Consider the following 21,489-nt stretch of genomic DNA (forward strand, 5'->3'; position numbering starts at 1 on the left):
CGTGGCCGAGCGGTTCGAGCTCCTGCGGGGACACCAGGCGCGTGTACGGCAGCGGATGGCCGAACTCCAGCAGTCGCTCGACGTCATCGATTTCAAGGTCGGGCTGTACGAGGACCACCTCGACGCGGGGTCCGCCGGCACACTCTGGCGTGACGGCCCCGAATGCGCTCCGAACACCTACTGAGCCTGCGACAAGGGTCGGATCGCGTGGATGCGTCCAGGGACGAAGCGCGTGATCGTGCCTGATCAGGCCGTTGGGCAGGCCCACCGCACAGCGACTGTGGCAGGGTAGCGATCGCCACCGCTCCTGCGGGGCGGCCACGGCCGAATTGTTGGCCGGCCAGGGGGGAGGGTCCGGCCCGGCAGGCAGCGCCCGCTCACGGGATCGGACCCGTGCTCCCGGACGCATTTCCCTATCAGGGGTGGTACGGGCACCGGGCGCGTCAACCGGTGGCCCGGGTGTCCGCCGTCGCACCCCCGACGCGAGGACGGCCTTTGGCGTGCGAAGGATCTTCGCGGCCCGATGGCCGTCATTCGTGTGGAGCGGATGGCGGAAATCAGACCCGTGCTTCCCGCTCGGCGGCTTCCTCACGGCCGGACCCGTGGCCGGGGACGCTCGCCGACGGATGACGGAACGCCCATTTCCCCTCACGGTTCCGGCCGGTCAACCGGTTCAGCCGACCTCGGTGAGTGGGGGAGTGCTCCGCCGCTGCCACCGACCCCTTCGGGGGCCGGGACCCGCCGGACCGGGAGTCGCGAACCGATGAGCTCAGTTCCGTGCATCTGGGTGCGTTCCCAGTCCGGCGGGCGGGTAAGGCGGACCCGCCACCTGATGTTGCGTGAGGGCTACGGCTGCGATGGCCGAACCCGACCGGGGGCCGACGGCTTCAACCACGACTCCACCGGCGACCAGTCGGATCCCACGATCCGCCGCTCCCCGTCAGCGCTGCAGCGTCAGCAGACCGGGCCTGTAGGGCAGCAGGCCGTAGTCGGTGCCGTCGGAGCCGGGGTCGCGTCCCTGGTAGAGGAACTGAATGTCACAGGCGTTGACGGTCATGGTCTGGTCGGGGTTGGTGCGGATCAGCTCGCCGTGGCTGATGTCCCTGGTCCAGTCGGCGCCGCTGTTGGCCTGGCCGGCGAAGGGGTTGCCCTCGGTGGTGGCCTGCGGCGTCCAGTCACCGTCCAGGCTGGTGGCCGTGAACGAGCGGAAGTAGCGGCCGTTGGCCCCCATGGCCTCGACGATCATGAGGTACTGGTCCTGGCCCTCGATCCTGTAGACCTGGACCGCTTCGAAGAGGTTGCTCCGGGTGTCGCGCATGATGACCGTGGAGGACGTGCCGAAATTGCCCGGGAACTCGCTGTTGGGCATGCTGGACCGGTAGATCTCGCCGTTGTTCCCGGCGAAGAACAGGTACATGTGCGTGTCGTCGCCGATGAGCGCCTGGTCGATGGGGCCCGTGTCGGAGTCGCCGATGCTTCCGTCGAAGAGCGTCTGCGCCGGTGACCAGCTGTTCACGTCATCGGGATCGGTCGAGGTCCGGTAGGAGAAGGCGGGTCCGGCCCACTGGTAGGCGAGCACCCAGACGTCGTCGGGGGCGAAGTAGAAGAGCGACGGTGCCACGGCGTTGAAGGGCATCGGGTTCTGGTTGGCCGAGCCCATGTCGGACCAGTCGTCGAAGAGGTCGAACTTCATCGATCCCCATGACGTTCCGGTGTCGTGGGTGGTCGCGTAGACGAGGTGCTGGCCGTTGTAGGGGGCGTGGGTGAAGTCCTTGAGCGAGACCCACCCCGGATCCGGCTGAGCCAACGGGCCGGTCGACGTCCAGGTGTAGGAGGACGGAAGAGCGCACGTGTCGCCCGGCCCCGCGCCGTCGACGCGGACGGGCAGCCACTGCTGGTTGCCGCCGCCCCAGTCGTCGTACTGCACGACGTTGGCGCCGTCAGCGCCCGAGCCGCCCTGGACCTCCACGGCCTTGCCGCTGTGCCGGTTGATCAGCCGGACGTGGCCGCCGGGCGAGTCCTCCAACCGGAACTGCTGGTTGGCCTGGTCGTGATCGGTCCACTGGACGATGCCGGCGCCGTTGGCGGTCGACCAGTTGTGCACGTCGAGCACCTTGCCCGAGACGCGTGACTCCAACCGGTGGTAACCGTCGCCGGAGTCGACGAACCGCCACTGCTGCTGGTGCTGGTCGTTGCGGGTCCACTGGGTGATGCGGGCCCCGTCGTTGGTGGCCTGGTTGTACACGTCCAACGCCTTGCCGCTGTCCCGGTTCACCAGCACGTACCAGGCGTCGGTGTCGACCGTCGCCGACGCGGCGGGTGTCGGCGTCACCACGGCACCGGCGCTGCCGACCACCACGGCCATCACGCCTGCGGCGGCGACTCGCAGTAACCATCGTCGTAGCCGTGAGTGCGGGGTGCTCGCGGGCTTGCTCATAGACATGGTCGTTCCTCCAAAGGCCTGGAGCCGCACGGCCCGCTCGAGGGGCGTGCGAGTCCTGGGCCTGCGCTCGGGGGTGTTAGCGCTAACAATCTTCCGAGTGGAATGGCGCATGGCCGAAGTGGACTCCGGTGCGTCAGACCTCCCCGGAAAGTCAGGGCGTCATCGTCCTTGCCGTTGAATCTGAGCGATAACACACCGGAAGTCAAGCCGTAATTTACGGAAACATTCCGCAAGGATCGGTGGTCGCCACCTGGTGGTGCGCCAGAACTCCTGGTGAGGAGGCTGTCGCTGTGAGCATCGAAGCCGGGAGCTCATCTCGAAAACACCTGAGGGGCGACTCCGGCTCACGCGTGACCCCGGAATCACTCCGCTCCGTGAGCCACAGATCGGCTGAGGGCCTCGTGAGAGCACCCGCGTCCGCGGACGGCACGCCACGCCGCCGCATCCGGGTTACGGCCGCCTCGGCGGCGGATCGGTGAAGATGGCGCCGAGGACTACCTGAGTCCCCGGTTCGCTTCCCGTCGGCACCACTGTGCCCGGAGGGCACCCGAGCGGGAACCGGCCAGGCCCGTGCGCTCCGCGCCGGCACCGCGCGCTCCCCGGCGCGCCACCCGGCCGCGGCCGCGGAAGACCCCCGGTCCCCTCCACGACGCCCCCGGCACCGACGCCAGCGAGGAGCCGAGACCGGTACCGCGGGAACGAGAGGTGAGATCGGTGGCGACCGATGACGGAGGACGGAACCGCCAGGAGGACGAGGCGGAACCGCCGCCCCCGGCGGACCTGGAGAAGGCCGGGCCCCGACGCAGCCGGCTCAAACGGACCGTGTTCTTCGGCTCCTCGATCCTGATCCTCGCCCTCTCGGTCTGGGCGATCATCACCCCCACCGGAGCCGAGTACGTCATCGGCACCGTCGTGGGATGGATCACCCAGGTGTTCGGCTGGTACTACTTCCTCGCCGCCACCTTGTACCTGGGGTTCGTCGTGTTCGTCGCGGTCTCCCGGTACGGCACCATCAAGCTCGGCCCCCAGCACTCCCGGCCCGACTACGGGGTGTTCGCGTGGGCCTCGATGCTGTTCGCGGCGGGGATCGGCATCGACCTGATGTTCTTCTCCGTGGCCGGTCCGGTCACCCACTACCTGGCGCCTCCCGAGGGTGACGCGCAGACCGTCGAAGCGGCGCGGCAGGCCGTGGTGTGGACGCTCTTCCACTACGGCATCACCGGGTGGGCGATGTACGCGCTGATGGGCATGGCCCTGGCCTACTTCTCGTTCCGCTACCACCTGCCCCTGGCCATCCGTTCGGCCCTGTACCCGCTGATCGGCAAGCGCATCCACGGCCGTATCGGCGACGCGGTCGACCTGGCGGCCGTCATCGGCACCATCTTCGGTATCTCCGTGTCGCTGGGCATCGGCGTGGTCCAGCTCAACTACGGGCTGTACTTCCTCTTCGGAATCCCAGAGGGGACCGCCGCGCAGATCGGCCTGATCGTCGTCGCCGTGCTCGTGGCCACCGTGTCGGCGGTGGCGGGCGTGGACCGGGGCATCCGACGGTTGTCACAGATCAACGTCGTGCTGGCGATCGTGCTGATGCTCTACGTGCTGGTCTTCGAGAACCCCGTCCAACTCCTCAACGCCCTCGTGCTCAACATCGGCGACTACGTCAGCCGGTTCCCCTCGATGACGCTGAACACCTTCGCCTACGATCCGCCGATCGACTGGCTCAACGACTGGACGCTGTTCTTCTGGGCCTGGTGGGTCGCCTGGGCGCCCTTCGTCGGTCTCTTCCTGGCCAGGATCTCGCGCGGACGCACCATCCGGCAGTTCGTGACAGCGACCCTGGTGGTCCCGCTGCTGTACACGCTGACGTTCCTGTCGGTCTTCGGCAACAGCGCCCTGAGCGTCGTGCGCCAGGGCAACGTGGCGTTCGGGGAACTCGCCATGAACGAACCCGAACGGGGCTTCTACACACTGCTCACGCAGTACCCGGGCGTGCTGTTCAGCGCCGGACTCGCCACGGTCGTGGGCCTGCTCCTCTACGTCACCTCGGCCGACTCCGGTGCGCTGGTCATGGGTAACCTCAGCTCCCACCTGCGCACACCGGTCACCGACGCGCCCGCCTGGCTGCGCGTCTTCTGGGCGGCGGCGACCGGCCTGCTCACCCTGGCCATGCTCCTGGTCGGCGGGCTGGACGCGCTGACCAGCGCCACCATCATCATGGGGCTGCCGTTCTCGTTCGTGATGCTCCTGATCATCTGGGGGCTGTACAAGGCGCTGAGAGTCGAACGGTTCCGGCAGGACGCGTTCCGCACGACCCTGTCGTCCTCCCTGTCGGACCGGACCACGGTCGACCGCCGGGGCGCGGAGCGCAACTGGCGCCAGCGCATCGCCAGGGCGGTGAGCTTCCCCGGCAGGCGCGCGGCCGACAGGTTCGTCCAGCAGGTGTGCCGCCCCGCGTTCGAGGACGTCGCCGAGGAACTGCGCGACCAGGGCGCGCAGGCCTCGGTGACCGAGGGCGTCGACGAGGAGGCCAAGATCCCGCACCTGGACCTGAAAGTGCCCATGGGTGACGAGGAGGACTTCAGCTACCGGGTGTGGCCGGTCGTGGTCCCCACCCCGGCGTTCGCGATGCGCTCGCTCGCCGAGCACGACACCTACGTGCGCTTCGAGGTCTACCTCACCGAGGGCAGCCAGGGCTACGACGTGATGGGCTACACCAAGGAGCAGCTCATCGGGAACATCCTCGACGAGTACGAGCAGCACCTGGAGTTCCTGCGCCTGCACCGGGAGGCGCAGGCCCGCTCGGCCATGCCCGACCACGGACCCGGCACGGCCGACGTCCAGGCCGAGGAGGGGCAGTGAGGCTGTTTCCTCGGGTCATGTGCCAGGGAACGTCGTAGTGAGAGGACCTGCGGTCCGGCGCCTTTCCCGTCGGAGGGAGGGACGCCGGACCAGCTGCGATGGTCCGTGGCCTGGGAGCGGGGCTGCGCGCCGCTGCGTGCGCGTATAGCCGGCCCCGACAACACGGAAGCCTCTGACCGGCGTGGACACGCCGGTCAGAGGCTTGAGTCTGCGCTGGTGAGTGAACGACGAGACTCGAAGGCTGGTGGGGGAGTGGGCTGACCTCAGCCGGTTGGAGAACCCACAGTTCGTGGGGAGGAGGCCGCCCGGTTGGGCTGCAGCACGCTGCATTCCGCTGGGGAGCATGCGCCCTCCGGGCACGCGGACGTATCCATCTCCGGCATGGGATTAGAAGTTCCATGGTCGCGTATCGTGACGTTTCGCTACGTACCGTTGCGTTCTGCGCCATCCGAATCAGGCTGTCGTTGTGTGCCGCGTTGTGCCGCCCGGTGACGTTCCGGTCCAAAACTGCGGAGCACAAACGGAGCACACACGGGTGGTTGACGGCGTCCGATGGCACCTCGCGAGGTTCTCGTCCATCGTCCGTTTGCCGGGGTGTGTGACCGAACGTCGTCTGGCCTCAGCTTGCGCGCCAGTGTCGCCGGGCCCTTGAGCTGGCCCTGACGGCGAGGTGGAGTGTCGCTGCGGTATCACACACTGGGTGACCATGACGACCGAACCCGTGCTCCACTGCGTACGCGACTACTACTGGGGCTGCATCTACTGCTTTGACATCGAAGGCTACGACGGGGATGACGACCACCTCTCCGGCGACGGCCCGTTCTTCGCCGTGGACGACCATGTCGCCATCCAGGTGGCCAACAGCCGCATAGTGGATCCGCAAGACGCTGACGTCGAGCTGAACGCGTACGTCCATGCTGTTCCCATGGCCTCGTCCGACTACGCGTCCGTGATCGTTCTGCCTTCCGGGGTTCTCTCGATCGGTGACGCAGACGGCTTCGACGAGATCTCCCTTCGTCCCGGGCGTTGGTTGATGCAGGTCGACCTGGATCCCCGTCGACCGGAGGAGGCCCGGTGGGTGAAGATCCATTTGTCTCCTGCAGATCCGCAGTAGATGAGGAGCCTTGTCCGAGTTCTGGTGTGTGCCGGGATCGCCTCCCGTCACTCGTGAGGTTCGGGTCTTGCTGGAGCAGGAGTGGAGCAGGTACCCAGTCGCCGTGGTGTCTCGTTACTGACCGCATAGGAGATGACTGGTTTGGTCTTCGTGACTGACGCCGCGGGTGCCGACTGAGCCTGCTGGCACGGGTATGGACAAGGCATGAGTGGAAGACCTGGCCCGACCTCGGTCCCACTCTGGACAGACTGGCCCGACGACTCTGCTGAATCCTGATCTTATGGGCTTCTGACCTTGGGTTTTGTGGTGCACTCGGCAGGGTTCGAACCTGTGGCCGTCGGATTGGAAGGGTTTACCTGTTGGGGTGGCCAGATGTGGCCAAAGGCAGGGTGCTGCAGGTCAAGAGTGGTTCCCGGTTCCACTTTGGCAAAGTGGGGGTTTTGGGTAATTGTGGGCGATGTGAGGGCTGGCTAAGGTTCTGCTTTGTTCCCAGGAGTGAGGTTCGTTCCCGGGTCCTCGTAGCCCTCTTACACGAACGGCACTCTCATGCGTCGCCCCTGGACCCGTGCGATGGCGGTCTCGACCGCTGCTGCCCTGGCTCTGTCCCTGCTCTACGCCCCTTCTGTGGCCGCTGAACCCGCGCCGTCGGACTCGACCAGCTCTGAGGAACAGCAGGAACTGGACGCGTTGGCGTTGGCGGAGCAGACCGGTGAGCCGGTGGAGATCCCGGGGCTCACGGATGAGAAGACCCAGCACTTCGCCCACCCGGACGGGTCATTGACCGCGGAGATCTCCGCGCTTCCGGTGCGGGTGCGATCGGGTGATTCCTGGGTGGATGTGGACACCACCCTGGTGCGGGCCGAGGACGGGCTGGTGCGTCCCAAGGCGGCGGGTATGGACATCGCCTTCTCCGGCGGTGGCGATGACGTGATGGCCCGCATCGGGATCGGCTCCAACAGCGTGGCTCTGGGATGGGTCGACAAGCTCCCTGAGCCGACGCTGGACGGGGAGCAGGCCACCTACCCCGATGTGCTGCCCGAGGTGGACCTGGTGCTGACCGCCGGGGTGGAAGGTTTCACCCAGGTCCTGGTCGTGCATACCCCCGAGGCCGCCCAACTTCCCGAGCTGACCGAGCTGCAATTGCCCCTGGACACCACCGGGGTGACCATGAGTGCCGACGAGCACGGCAACCTTGACGCGACCGGTGACGAGGGCGGGCAGAGCGTGTTCTCCGCTCAGGCCCCGGCCATGTGGGACTCCACTGGAGGGGAAGAACAAACCTCGGCTGAGGACCCGACGGTGGCCGCTCCCTCCGGTGCCCGGATGGAGCTGCTGGAGACCTCGGTGGAGGTCGACCGGATCAGCCTGGTTCCCGATGAGGGCATGCTGGTGGACGAGGCCACCGAGTTCCCGGTTTACATCGACCCGTCGGTGAGTGTGAGCCGCCCCAACTGGGCGTACGTGGACCGGGCCTTTCCCAACCAGGCCTACTTCAACCCATCGTCCGCGGATCCTGTGGGTGTGGGGCGTGTGGAATGGGACCGGGTCTACACCCGCCGGGCGTTCTTCCAGTTCACGGTGGCCGGGCGCACCAACCACCCGAACACGATCATCAACTCCGCCACGTTGCGCACCGAGGTCGACTGGGCCTACAGCTGCAACAGCAACTCCTACATCCAACTGCAGCGAGTAAGCGCCTTCAACCGCAACACCACCTGGAACAACCAGCCCTCCACCCAGGGCGGGGTCCTGGACACCCAGAACGTGCGCGGCGGGTGGGCGACCTGCCCCTCCTCCAGTGGGGTGGAATTCAACGCCACCTCCGCCTACCGGTGGGGGGTCAACAACAACGCCTCCCACATCTACCTGCGGCTCAAGGAGCGCGACGAGTCCGGAACCGCGGCTTGGCGCCGGTTCGACGTGAAGAAGAAGCCGCCGGTTTTGGTGGTGGACTACAACCACCCGCCGGAAAAGCCGGTGACCTCGACCATCTCCGACTCGCTGGGCGGGGCGTGCCAGACCGACCGCACCTAGCCTCGGTTGATCAACGACACCACGGTCAGGTTCAACGCTCAGATCCGGGACCGGGACTCCTACTGGGTGGGTCAGCAGGTCAAGTCCCAGTTCGAGTGGAAACTCACCGGGGTGGACGAACGGTTGGGAACCGCCGACTCGACCTATGTGACCGTGGGTAAGTGGTCGGGCGGCTCCTACCGGCCGGTCACCGCTAGAGATCTACCGGAGCGGGAGTTGATCGCCTACCGGGTGCGCGGCCATGACCGCTCCCACTGGGGACCGTGGTCCTCGTGGTGCTTTATTCAGGTCGACACCACCAAACCCGACTCCGGCCCTGAGGTGACCTCCACCGACTACCCGGCTGGCGATGAAGCCCACGGTTCGGTGGGTCGTTCGGGGGAGTTCACCTTCGCCAACAACGGTGTCGAGCAGGCCACCAGTTACCACTACAGCGTCAACGACGCGACCTGTGCCACCGAGATCGAACTCGATTCACCGGGAGCGTCGGTGACGGTGCCCATCACCCCGACTCGTGATGGGCCGAACCTGATCCACGCCCGCATCACCGACGGCTTCGGTAACTCCTCCGAATGCGGTTTGGTGTATGTCTTCACGGTTGCTCCGCCCGCTGATTCGGTCTCCTACTTCCCGCTGGATGAGGGACAGGGGAATACCGCTACCGACGTGATGGACGCGGGCCGCACCGCGAACGCCTCGGGCGGCATCGACTGGACCCGAGGTCGGATCGGCCATCGTCAGGGGGGTTCCTACCGGCTGGAGGGAACCGCAGTGAACACCGGTGGTCAGTCGCTGTTGAACACCCCCGAAGCGGTCATCGACACCACCGAGGCCTTCTCCGCCTCGGCCTGGGTGTACCTGGATGAGCAGCCCAGTACGAATGTCACGGCCCTGGCCCAGGAAGGCGACTTCCAGTCAGGGTTCCATCTGGGCTACCAGGCCGGATCAACACGCACCTGGACCTTCAAGATGGCCCCGCACGACGACGGGCCCACCTCCGGCGGTGCTGGTTGGGTCTACGCCCACGCCACCGAACCCGCGCAGCTCGGCGTGTGGACCCACCTGCTGGGCACCTACAGCCCCGACACCGGCGAACTCACCCTGTACGTCAACGGTGTGGAGCAGTCCCGCAACCAACACCCCCAGGCCTGGAACGCCCAGGGCGGTCTGGTGATCGGCGGTGCCAAGCACCAGGGCGATCTGACCTACCACTGGCCCGGGGCCATCGACGACGTACGGGTGTGGGACCGGATGGTCTTCGACCAACCACTGACCGAGGACGACGGAGAACGTTCCGAGGTGTGGGAACTGGCCAACCGCCCCGCGGCGTTGGAAGGGCGCTGGAAGCTCGACGAGAGCGAGGGCACCGTGGTGGCCGACTCCTCCGACCACGGCCTGGACGGCACCTTGCACGCGGACCCGGCCACCGCCTGGAACCGGGCACTGAACGACGTCACCTTCGCCCCCGGGGTGACCTTCGACGGCGCGGGCGAACACATCCGAGCCGAGTCGGCGATCCGCACTGACCGTTCCTGGAGCGCGGCGGCCTGGACCCGTCTGGACGAGGCCTCGGGCAACGGAACGATGGTCTCCCAAACGGGCGCGGAGCAGTCCGGGTTCCTGCTGGGCCACCAGTCCGGTTTCGACGACAAGTGGGTACTGGAGACCGCTGCCGCTGACGTGGCCGGGTCCGGGGCGGGCCCCTGGTCGCGGGCGATCTCCGACCACGCGGCCGAGTTCGGGACCTGGACCCACCTGGTGGCCACCTACGACCACGCCACCAACGAGCTCACCCTGTACGTGAACGGCCAACGCCAAACCACTGTGGGTGAGTGGCGTACCCCCTGGCACGCCAAGCACGGCACGGTGATCGGCCGGGCCTGGCGGATGGGCCAGGACGATCTGTTCGCAGGTCAGGTCTCCGACGTCCACCTCTACCAAGGGGTGCTGTCCCAAAACGACATTTACAACGTCTACGAGGGCCTGATCCCGACGAGCTCCCTCTGAATCTCGCCCCCACCCACCCCCACACCTCACCCCATTACTCGTTCACTGAACCCGGCGGCAACGACGACCGCCGGGACGGAGGCCTCCTGTGTCCGAATACCCTTCCACCAACAAAGACGGCGTCGACGAACCCGTATCCAGAGGTGCTCGCGTCCGTCGCGTACTGAGCCGGGGACTGTCCAACACGGTCGCCCTGGCGGTGGTGGCGACGCTGCTGGCGGCCCCCTCCTCACAGGCCACCCCTCAGAACTCGGCTCCGGAGGTCGAGGACGAGCCGTGGATCGAGGGTAACGAGGTCGTCGCCGCTGCGATCGAGGAGGATGACGCGGCGGACGAGGCATCGATCTCCACACTGGAGCAGGTGCGCTGGCCCGAGCCGGAGACCGCTGACCTCACCGCCGAGGCGGACGGGACCGAGGACGTGGACGCGCTGTCCACCATGGCCCAGGACGAGGGCGCCGTGGTGGGTATCGGCACTGTACCCACCGAGGTCATGGACACATGGGAGATGCCCTTTCCCGTCGAGGAACCCTTGGAGGATGCTGACCTTCGCGAGGAACGACGCGCGCCCAGGGAACCCGACGGTGAGACCTCTCCCGAGGGTGTCACTGAGCCCGAGCCGGAAACCGAACCGAGCGAAGACCCGGGCGAGGAACACCCCGAGGCCGAAGAGAGCGACGAGGGGGACGGGGGAGAGGCGGCCGAGGACGAGACCGCTGACGCTGAACCCGTCGAAGACGAGGTCCCCCAGCCAGTGGAGTCAGCGCGGGTCGAGCTCCTCAGCAAGGAAGAGGCCGCCGAAACGGGGGTGGACGGACTCCTGCTCGAGGTGACCCGCACCGACGGCATCCAAGCGCCCGGCCCGGTCGAGGTCGTGCTGGACTACTCCGAATTCGACTCCGCCTTCGGCGGTGACTACGGATCCCGGCTCCGCCTTGTGGCCCTGGCCGACTGCGACACCGACCAGGAAGAGGAGTGCACCCGGGCCTATGACCTGGGGTCGGTCAACGACCCGGCGACCAAGACTCTGAGCGTCATCGCTCCGGCCACCACCTCCGGGGTGATGCTCATGGCCGCATCCGGAGGGGGCGGCGGCAACGGCGGGAACGGCGACTACCAGGCCAGCGACCTGTCACCCTCGGCCTCCTGGGACGTGAGCCTGCAGACCGGTGACTTCTCCTGGACCTACCCGCTGGAGATCCCGGACGTGGCCGCCGACCTGGCACCCGACATCGCCCTGTCCTATTCCTCTGGCTCCGTGGACGGCCGTACCGCCTCCACCAACAACCAGGCCTCCTGGATCGGTGAGGGCTTCGACTACCACCCCGGTTTCATCGAGCGCACCTACATCCCCTGTGCCGAGGACGGGCAGAAGGACCCGAACAAGACCGGGGACATGTGCTGGAAACGACACAACGCCACCCTGTCCCTGAACGGCATGTCCAGTGAACTCCTCTTCGACTCCGACGGCACCTGGAGAATGCGCGGCGACGACGGTTCCAAGGTCGAACGCCTGACCGGTGCCACCAACGGCGACAACGACGGTGAGTACTGGAAGCTCACCACCACCGACGGCACCCAGTACTTCTTCGGCCGCAACCGCCTGCCCGGCTGGTCCTCGGGAAAACCCGAGACGAACTCGGCCTGGACCATGCCGGTCTACGGCAACAACTCCGGGGAGCCCTGCCACAAGTCCTCCTTCGCTGACTCCTGGTGCCAGCAGGCATGGCGGTGGAACCTCGACTACGTCGTCGACGTGCAGGGCAACGTCATGACCCTGCACTACACCAAGGAGAAGAACCACTACGGCCGCAACATGAAGGCCGACGACGCCACCCCCTACGACCGCGGCGGGTACCTGCGCCGTATCGAGTACGGGCTGAACAGCGACGACGTGTTCGCCACCGCCCCGGCCCGGGTGAACTTCACCGTCGCCGAGCGCTGCCTGGCCACCGATTCCTTCGACTGCGCACCCGAAAAGCGGGAGAAGACCAACGCCAAGCACTGGCCCGACGTACCGCTGGACCAGGACTGCAAGGCCGGGGCCAAGTGCACCGACAAACTCTCACCGACCTTCTTCACCACCAAACGGTTGGACAGGGTCGCCACCCAGATCCACGACGGTTCGTCCTACTCCACCGTCGACTCCTGGAAGTTCGAACACCTCTTCCCCGCGCCCGGTGACGGAACCGACCCCACCCTGTGGTTGGACTCCATCACCCACACCGGCCACGTGGGCGGCACCCTGGCCAACCCCTCGCTGACCTTCGCGGGTACGCCCATGCCCAACCGTGTGGACTCCACCAGCGACGGTGTGGCACCGCTCAACAAGTGGCGGATCACCGCCGTCTACACCGAGACCGGCGGCCAGCTCGACGTCTCCTACTCCGACCCGGACTGCATCGCCGGATCCACCCCTACCCCGCACACCAACACCAAGCGCTGCTATCCCGTCCGGTGGGTGCCCAGCGGGCGCGGTGACGACGACATCACCGACTGGTTCCACAAGTACGTCGTCACCCAGGTGGCGGAAGTCGACCTGGTCACCGACCAACCGGACGTGGTCACCACCTACGACTACCGGGGCGGCGGTGCCTGGCGGTACATGGACGCCGACGGGTTCACCAAGGACGACAAGCGCACCTGGTCCCAGTGGCGCGGCTACGAGGTGGTCCGCGTCCGGAGCGGACTCGCCGACGAGACCCAGTCCGAGGAGGAGCACCGCTTCTTCCGCGGTATGCACGGCGACCACCTGCCCAGCGGTACTCGAAGCGTGAAGGTCACCGACACCGAGGGCGGTGAGCACACCGACCACGACCGCTACAACGGCCAGACCCTGGAGACACTGACCCGTAACGGGCCCGGCGGGGAGGTGGTGGAGAAGGAGATCAGCCTGCCCTGGAGCCGTAAGACCGGCTCACGCACCTACTCCTGGGGCACCGTGGAAGCCCACATGGTCGACACGGCCTCGGTCCGCAGCTACGCCCCCCTGGCCGAGGGCGGTTGGCGCCAGCACCGCGTCGACACCACCTATGACGACTACGGCCTACCTATCGAGGTCTTCGACCGCGGTGACGTCTCGGTGAGCGGGGACGAGGTGTGCGCACGCACCACCTACACCCGCAACACCGCCAAACACCTACTGGAACTGGCTTCCCGGGAAGAACTGGTGTCCGTGGGGTGTGACGCGACCCCCGACCGTCCCAAGGACGTGATCGGCGACATCCGCACCCACTACGACGGCAAAGCCTTCGGAGCCACCCCCACCCACGGCGTGCAGACCTCCTCCGAACGACTGGTCGGCTACGACGGCTCCACCCCCCGCTACCAGGTCACCGAAAACTCGACCTTCGACCGGTACGGGCGCCAGCTCACCCAGACCGACGCCGAAGGCAACACCACCACCACGCAGTACACCGACCACACCTTGGGCGGTAACACCACCAAGATCACCACCACCAACCCGCTCGGCCACACCAGCACGATCGAGCTCGACCCCGCACGTTCACTCACCATCGCCGAGATCGACTCCAACGGCAAACGCACCGACCTGGCCTACGACCCTCTGGGGCGTCTCACCGAGGTCTGGCTCGCCGACCGGCCCAAAGCCCGGCTCACGCCGAGTATGAGATTCGGCTACCACCTGTCCAAGGATGCCCCTACCTACGTCACCAGCAGCGCGCTCAACCCCCACGGCGACTACGTCACCAGCTACCAGATCCACGACGGCTGGCTACGCGTACGCCAGACCCAGACCCCGACCTCCGGGGGCGGGCGCCTGATCAGCGACATCCTGCACGACACCCGCGGACTCCAGGTCCAGACCCGAGCCGCCTACCCCAACGAGGACGCTCCCAGCGGCACCCTCTTCGTCGTCAACAACACCGATGAGATCCCCCGCTACACCCTCGCCGTCCATGACGGGGCCGAACGCCCCCTCCACCAGATCCAGATGTCACGGGGCCAGGAGCAGTACCGCACCACCACCGAATACGCGGGCGAACAGACCCGGATGACCCCGCCGGAAGGCGGCACCGGCACCACCACCATCACTGATCTGCGCGGCAACACCGTCGAACTACGTCACCACCACGGACGCCAACCCACGGGTGACTATGACGCCATCCACTACACCTACACCTCCAGCGACGAACTGGAGACCGTCACCGACACCGCGGGCAACGAGTGGCGCTACACCTACGACATCAACGGGCGCCGCACGGCCAGCACCGACCCCGACACCGGCACCACCACCTACACCTACGACGCGCTGGACCAGGTGACCTCCAGCACCGACGCACGCGGTCAGACCCTGGCACACGTCTACGACGCGCTCGGCCGCAAAGTCGCCCTGCATGAGGATTCCACCGACGGCCCGCTGCGCATCGAGTGGGTCTACGACACACTGGCCAAGGGGCAGCTGACCTCCACCACCCGTCACGACGGTGACCTGGCCTACAGCAACCAGGTCCTGTCCTACGACGACCTGTACCGGGCGATGGCCACCACCGTCACCATCCCCCAGGAAGAAACCGGACTGGGCGGCACCTATCGGTTCATCACCCGCTTCAACCCCGACGGCAGCATCCGCAGCCACGTCTCCCCTGCCGCGGGCGGGCTCTCGCAGGAGAACATCAGCTACACCTACGACAACCTGGGCAGGGTAACCGCTGTGGCCGGTGACGGTGCCTACGTCACCGCGGCTGAGTACTCCAAGGTCGGCAACCTCGTCATGCGGATCCTGGCGCGTACCTCCAACAGCGCCAACCGCTACTGGCAGGCGTGGGACTATAACCAGGCCACCAACCGCCTCAACGAAAGCTGGGTCACCCCCCGGTTCGGCACCGGTTCCCTGCAACACCTGCACTTCGCTTACGACGACGCAGGCAACATCCTGTCCCTGCGCGACGAGCCCAGCGACAGCGAACGCCCCGCCGACGTGCAGTGCTTCGCCTACGACCACATGCGCCAGCTCACCGAGGCCTGGACCCCCGACGCCACCGGCGCCGGGGCCTGTCAGGCGGCCCCGCAGGTGGAGGACCTGGGAGGCCCCGCCCCCTACTGGCACTCTTACACCTACGACGCCGTCGGCAATCGTGTCACCGAAACCCAGCACGGCGGCATCGGCGGTGCCACCGAACGCACCTACACCCACCCCAATGCGGGCCAGGACCAGCCCCACACCCTCACCCAGGTCCACGAGAGCGGTCCCGCAGGTGAGCGGTTGGAGCACTACGGCTACGACGAGGCCGGCAACATGGTCTCGCGCACCACTCCCGCCCACGAACAGGGCCTGGAATGGGACGCTGAAGGGCTCTTGGTCCGCGTCGAAGATGCCTCCACCGGGGTGAGCACCTACACCTACGATGCCAACGGCGACCGACTCATCCGCCGCGACGCCACCACCTCCACCCTCTACCTGCCCGGCATGGAGATCCACCACGAACGCACCACCCTGGTCACCCGGGCGCTGCGCTTCTATGAGCACCACGGCGAGACCATCGCGGTCCGAGACGCGGACAACAACGTCACCTGGGTCTTCGCCGACCACCACGGCACCGGACAGCTGGCCGTGGCAGCTGAGGGCGGGGAGATCACCCAGCGCCGCTTCACCGCTTTTGGAGCCGACCGCAGCGTCGGCGCGGGGGCCTGGCCCAGCGAGCACGGGTTCGTCGGCGGCACGATCGACGCCTCCACCGGCCTGACCCAGATCGGGGCTCGCGCCTATGACGCGGCGCTGGGCCGGTTCATCTCGGCCGACCCGGTCATGGACGTGGCCGACCCGCAGCAGATGCACGGGTACGCCTACGCCAACAGCAACCCGGTCAGCTTCACCGACCCCGACGGGCTGTTCCTGCGCAAAACCTGGAACAAAGTTCGCCGTACTGCCAGTCGAGTGAAGAACCGTGCCCGTACTTCGGTGCGACGGGTGTGGAACTCCTCGCGAGTACGCAACATCCGCTCCACGGTGCGGCGCACGGTGGTCTCCCGGGCTCGGCGCACGCACAGCTTCGTGAATCGGACGGTGCGCCGGGTTCCCCAGCGTCCGCGCAACTTCATCGCTGGTGTGGGCAGTGTCTTGACCTGGAGTCCGGCGCGTGTCCTGGGTGATTACGCGGTGCGTAAAACCGGTCGTGGAATGACCTGGGACCAGCAGTTGGCGAGTGTGGGGATCAACTCCAACTCTGGTGCGTTCAAGGCTGGCGAGGCGACCGTCGATATCGCTGTGGAGGCGGCGACCGGTCCCATCCCCGCGGGTACCGGCCTGCGGGCTCTACGTAACGGCGACAAGCTTTCGGGTCTGTTCAATAAGTTCCGTCGTGGTGGGAGCAGTCGCTGTAACAGTTTCGCTGCGGGCACGTTGGTGGTGATGGCCGACGGCAGTACCAGACCCATCGAAGAGGTTCAGGTCGGTGAGCAGGTGTTGGCCACCGACCCCGAAACGGGGGTGGAGGGCCCGCGCGAGGTTTTGGCGACCATCGTGGGGTCGGGGGTCAAGACCCTGGTCGAGATCACCGTGGACACCACCACCCAGGTCGAGCTCGCGGGCCTGGAACAGGGTGAGTTCGAGGAGACGGGCGCTCGTCCGGGGCCGATGGTGTTGGGCGATGTCATCATCGCCACGGACGAGCACCCCTTCTGGTCCCCGGAACTGGATGCCTGGATCGATGCCATCGATCTGGTGCCGGGGATGTGGTTGCTCTCCTCCGAGGGCACTCTGGTCCAGGTCACCGGGCTCCATGCCTGGGTACAGCCTGCCACGGTCCACAACCTCACCATCCAGGGCATCCACACGTACTATGTACTCGCTGGGCAGACTTCGGTTCTGGTTCATAACAGTGGAGGATGTCTTCCTGCCCTCCGGGATTGGGGCAGTCAGCGATTCCAGTTCGGGAATCAGTCCTTCTTGCTTGATAAGAAGGGAATGGAGCACATCCTCACTCGTCATCACCCGAATTATTGGGATGGCTCGGTAAAGAAGACGCAGTCCTTCTTCGATTCGAGAATGAGTGTTGGCGACGTCCAAGGTGCTATCGGTCAAGTCATGCGGCAGAACCGCGATACGCTGGTTCAGCGAGGAAGTCAGGGCATGTACCAGATTCGCGGTAATGTTAAAGGCATCGATTATGTACTCGGCATGAACAGAGGTCGAGTGGGTCAGTTCTATCCGGAATAGTCACCATCTAGGGGCCTGAAACGTGGTTGAGATTGAGACGTTCCTGAAGGGTGCGGACGGTGGGTTCGTGCGGTTGGAAGCCTGCCGTGTCCCGCCGCCCGACCTTGACTATATTGAAGGTGCCATCCGGATGTCCGTTGATGGATTAGAAATCATCGGCTTTGAAGAGTGGGACTACGTTGACCAGCTCTGGTGTTACATTGCCGAGATGGTGGCGAAAATGCAGTCGTTGGGTTACGCAGAGATATATTTCCCTGATCAGCCGATCAAGCTCGCTTTTCGGGTTGTAGGGTCTCGTACCTTGGTGGCCGCCAAGATTGGCAAGGAAACGAAGATGGTAGATGTTTCATCTGTGGATTTTCTGAAGGCTATCAAAGATGCTGGGATGGCCTTCTTTCAGAAGATGTCCGAGCTTGTCCCGGATAATTCTTATGCCGAGGCTCAGCAGGAATTGTCAGTTTAAAAAAGCAGAAGCTTCGCTGGTAGTTCTTGAATCCGGCGGGGTCTCTCGGGATCTTGACTGCAGTCAGCCTCGATTCTTCAGTGGTGGGGATGGGCTGAGGAGCGGTTGGGTTCCCCCCGGTTCGCCCCCGCGATGCGGGGGCGAGACCTTCGCGTGTCGCTGCGGGCCGCGCCGGGTTCCACCGTCCTCTTCCTCCCTCCTGCTGCTCGTCGGGGCAGGCCCGCCTCATCTGAACGCGGGCAGCTCCCCCAACCGATGCCAGCACGAGGTGAACGCCCGTGGGTGGTGTCATACCGTCGTAGCAACACCGCAGGTCAGAAGGGTTGCCGATGGGGACACGACGGACGCTCACTTTGGAGGATCGCGAGGAGATCGCGCTCGCACACACACGGGGTGAGGGCGTACGCTCCATCGCCCGTGCTCTGGACCGGAACCCGTCCGTGGTCAGCCGGGAGATCGACCGCAACACCAGCAAGCGCGGCTACCGGGCCACCACCGCCCACCAGCGCGCCAGGACCCGCCGGTCCCGTCCCCAGCAGCGCCGCATCGACACCGATGCGATCGTCCGTGAGCGGGTCCTGGCCGACCTGGGCCGGGGCCGCACACCCCGCCAGATCGCGGGCCGGTTGAAGCTGGAGGCCGAGAACGCCAGTGTAGAGCCCAGGATCAGGTGGCCCATGCCTTGGGCCTGGCAGTGTTGGAGGACGTGGTGCGGGTCGGGGCATGATCGGCCAGGACATCGATGGTTTCGTGCAAGTGGCGGTAGCCGGTGGCCTGAGAGATGCGCGTATCGCATGCTAGGCGGTACGCGCATCCGGCTTCCCGGAACCAGCGTAGGGCGAAGGCCGTTTGCAGGAATGGGGTCAGGACTTGGGACCCTTCGGGGTGCCGACGGCTCGGCAGTGCGCGACCAGGAGGCTTATTCACAAGCTCCATGATGAGATGAAGTCCGATCATCCGATGAAATGACCCACCATGCAGACGTGCTGAGTTTCCGCGTTACCAAGACACAGCAACGGCTCCTCCGCTGAAATCTGGGGGTTACCAAACCAAAACCAGACCCGCGAAGAAGCCGTTGGACCTGCAGCGTATAACCGGACTCTCACCCGAACAACTCACCGAGCTCACCGCCCGTATCCACCACAAACTCGGCCCTCTCGCCCGGCCCGGCGGTAGACCTGCCGCGATCGGCCTGCACGCCTCCGTCGCCCTGGTCACGGCCCTGCACCGCCACAACCTCACCCAAGACCTGGCCGGAGCCCTCTTCAACGTCTCCCAACCCACCGTCAGCCGCCGATGGGATCTGCTCCGCCCACTCATCGCCACCGAACTCGCCGCCTTCGTCCTGGACCCCACCGAAACCGTAGGAGGATCGACCGTCCTGGTCGATGGCACCCTCGCCCCCACCTGGGACTGGAAGCACGCCGAAGGCATGTACTCAGGAAAACACCAGACCACCGGCTTCAACCTCCAGATCGCCTGCACACCCGCAGGCGACATCGCCGCAATCGGTCCCGTGCCCGTGCCCGGATCACGCCATGACGCCCACGCCCTGACCGCCAGCGGTCTGGCCGATCTCATCGCCGACCTGGACAGCACCCTGGGTGACAAGGGCTACCAAGCCCACGTGGACATCTCACCGGCCAGGAAACCTCCGGGCGGAGATCTCTCCCCGGAGCAGGAGGCCAACAACACCGTGATCAACCCCGGCTATTCAGCGGAATTGGGAGGACCGACCCCTGACAGCACGAAAGGTGCCCCTACCTGCAAAGATGTGACTGTCTAGGAAACATCACAGCAGAATCAGGAGCACCTTTCTGGTGCACGAGCCTACCTGGGACCACCGCCTGTCCGTGACCGCCAACAGCACCAACCTCGTCGGGCATGCCGGAGCCGTCCTGCTCCGCCAGCTCGCCGACCGCACCGGCCTCACCCGGGCCCTCGCCACAGCCTTGCCCACCAGCACCGCCAACGGCTGGCGGGACCGGGCCACCACCCTGGTCCACCTGGTCATCGCCATCGTGCTCGGCGCCCGCAACCTCTCCGAAGCCGAACGCCTGGGCCTGCACCACCGGCCCGTGTTCGGCCCACCCACTTCCGACTCCACCCTGCGCCGCGCCCTGAACGTCCTCGACGAGAGGGCCCTGGCGGCGATCGCCAAGGCCCGGCGGCAGATCCGCCGCCACGTGTGGACGCTGCTGCACCTGCGCCCCGGCGGGTTCCCCCAAGTGAAGGTCGCGGGCAAACCCCTGAAGGGATGGATCGTGCTGGACGCCGACGCCACGATCATCACCACCACCTCCAACAAGGAAGGGGCCGCACCCACCTTCAAGTCCAGTTTCGGGTTCCACCCCCTGGCCGCCTGGTGCGCCAACACCGGCGAGTGCCTGGCCATGCTGCTGCGCCCCGGCAACGCCGGAGCCAACACCGCGAGCGACCACATCAACGTGCTCACCTGGGCCCTGGATCAGGTCCCCGGCTCTTCCCGGGCCAAGATCCTCGTCCGTATCGACGGAGCCGGCGCCACCCACGACCTCCTCGAGTACCTGGAGAAGCTGAACACCAGCCGCAGGACGGTGCGCTTCACCGTCGGGTGGAAGATCACCACCGCGGACGAGGAGGCGATCGCGAAGATCCCCGAGAGCGCGTGGGAGAGCGCCGTGGACCAGAAAGGCGACCTCCAAGAGGGCTATGAGGTCGCCGAACTGACCGGGCTCAACACCCGCGAAGGCTGGCCCAAGGGGATGCGGCTCATCGTCCGCCGGGTACGCCCCTCCCGCCGCCACACCGCCAAGCTCACCGCCATGGAGAGGAAGACCGGTTGGCGCTACGCCATCTGCGCGACCAACATCAAGCGGATGCATCGGGTGCCGGGCTCCCACCAGGCCCAGTTTCTGGACGCGCTGCACCGAGACCACGCCGAGGTCGAGGATCGGGTGCGCACGAACAAGGCGATGGGGCTCGCGTTGTTGCCGTCATCGTCCTGGCAGGTCAACCAGGCGTGGGTGCTCGCGGCCAACCTGGCCGCGGATCTGGACGCCTGGCTGCGGTTGCTCACCCTGCACGATGCGGAGGACCTCGCGGATGCCGAGCCTGAGAGCATGCGGTTTCGGATCTACCACCTGCCCGCCCGTCTGGCCCGCCACGCCCGCCGCCGCTTCCTGCGTATCGAACGGTCCTGGCCCTGGGCGGAGGCGTTCACTACCTGCTGGCAGCGGTTGACCGCTCTGCCGACCCTCACCTGAGGATCGGGACCTGATCCGACGAGCAGCAGGAAGGAGGGAGCACGCAGTTCCGGGGTTCGTGGAGCCCGGCGCGCACCGCGGCGTCACGCGAGGGCTCGTTCCTGCCCGGACCAGGGACACCATGGGCGAAGTGCCGGATCAGAAGAC

The 21,489-nt window shown here is 66.3% G+C and carries 10 protein-coding genes and 1 pseudogene; 10 read left to right on the forward strand and 1 reads right to left on the reverse strand.

Translation table 11 applies throughout. The features are described from left to right. Nucleotide 1 precedes the first annotated feature (1 nt). Nucleotides 2-184: a MerR family transcriptional regulator gene (locus HNR07_RS34690; RefSeq protein WP_246420108.1), complete on the forward strand. Its 183-nt coding sequence runs from the start codon at nucleotides 2-4 to the stop codon at nucleotides 182-184. A gap of 756 nt (nucleotides 185-940) precedes the next feature. Here the strand turns inward: HNR07_RS34690 and HNR07_RS05010 are convergent. After that, a complete protein-coding gene (locus tag HNR07_RS05010) occupies nucleotides 941-2,365 on the reverse strand; it encodes a non-reducing end alpha-L-arabinofuranosidase family hydrolase (RefSeq protein ID WP_184371491.1) in 1,425 nt (474 codons plus the stop codon). A gap of 792 nt (nucleotides 2,366-3,157) precedes the next feature. On the opposite strand from HNR07_RS05010, the gene betT reads away from it, so the two are divergent. The 9 genes and pseudogenes from betT to HNR07_RS05050 all read left to right on the forward strand — a co-directional run bounded on the left by betT (nucleotide 3,158) and on the right by HNR07_RS05050 (nucleotide 21,342). Next, nucleotides 3,158-5,302, forward strand: a complete 2,145-nt coding sequence (gene betT, locus HNR07_RS05015; RefSeq protein WP_312893601.1) for a choline BCCT transporter BetT — start codon at nucleotides 3,158-3,160, stop codon at nucleotides 5,300-5,302. A 706-nt stretch (nucleotides 5,303-6,008) separates the two neighbouring features. Then, complete coding sequence (locus tag HNR07_RS05020) at nucleotides 6,009-6,416, forward strand: hypothetical protein (RefSeq protein WP_221318718.1); 408 nt, start codon at nucleotides 6,009-6,011, stop codon at nucleotides 6,414-6,416. A 570-nt stretch (nucleotides 6,417-6,986) separates the two neighbouring features. Beyond that, the gene (locus HNR07_RS35835) at nucleotides 6,987-8,450 is read left to right on the forward strand and encodes a hypothetical protein (protein ID WP_312893602.1); all 1,464 of its coding nucleotides are present in this window, start codon (nucleotides 6,987-6,989) and stop codon (nucleotides 8,448-8,450) included. Between the two features lie 6 nt (nucleotides 8,451-8,456). Further along, nucleotides 8,457-10,457, forward strand: a complete 2,001-nt coding sequence (locus HNR07_RS35840) for a LamG domain-containing protein (protein WP_312893603.1) — start codon at nucleotides 8,457-8,459, stop codon at nucleotides 10,455-10,457. Between the two features lie 88 nt (nucleotides 10,458-10,545). Further along, complete coding sequence (locus HNR07_RS35845; RefSeq protein ID WP_184362514.1) at nucleotides 10,546-17,634, forward strand: RHS repeat-associated core domain-containing protein; 7,089 nt, start codon at nucleotides 10,546-10,548, stop codon at nucleotides 17,632-17,634. 22 nt (nucleotides 17,635-17,656) lie between these two features. Beyond that, nucleotides 17,657-18,097 carry a hypothetical protein gene (locus HNR07_RS05035; protein ID WP_184362516.1) on the forward strand — a complete coding sequence of 147 codons (441 nt, stop codon included), beginning with the start codon at nucleotides 17,657-17,659 and terminating at the stop codon, nucleotides 18,095-18,097. Between the two features lie 329 nt (nucleotides 18,098-18,426). Beyond that, nucleotides 18,427-18,759: pseudogene (locus tag HNR07_RS36265) on the forward strand (transposase); the annotation flags it as partial. A gap of 413 nt (nucleotides 18,760-19,172) precedes the next feature. Next, nucleotides 19,173-19,883: a transposase family protein gene (locus tag HNR07_RS05045; protein ID WP_184362520.1), complete on the forward strand. Its 711-nt coding sequence runs from the start codon at nucleotides 19,173-19,175 to the stop codon at nucleotides 19,881-19,883. 34 nt (nucleotides 19,884-19,917) lie between these two features. Next, on the forward strand, nucleotides 19,918-21,342 hold the full coding sequence (locus tag HNR07_RS05050) for an IS1380 family transposase (protein WP_312893591.1): 1,425 nt from the start codon (nucleotides 19,918-19,920) through the stop codon (nucleotides 21,340-21,342). Nucleotides 21,343-21,489 lie beyond the last annotated feature (147 nt).

The sequence above is a fragment of the Nocardiopsis metallicus genome, from assembly GCF_014201115.1.
Classification (GTDB): Bacteria; Actinomycetota; Actinomycetes; order Streptosporangiales; family Streptosporangiaceae; genus Nocardiopsis; species Nocardiopsis metallicus.

Bases quoted from the DNA above. Each gene is read 5' to 3' on its own strand.
- HNR07_RS05020 (WP_221318718.1), top strand. From the start codon at position 6,009: ATGACGACCGAACCCGTGCTCCACTGCGTACGCGACTACTACTGGGGC.
- HNR07_RS05010 (WP_184371491.1), bottom strand. From the start codon at position 2,365: ATGGCCGTGGTGGTCGGCAGCGCCGGTGCCGTGGTGACGCCGACACCC.
- HNR07_RS35835 (WP_312893602.1), top strand. From the start codon at position 6,987: ATGGCGGTCTCGACCGCTGCTGCCCTGGCTCTGTCCCTGCTCTACGCC.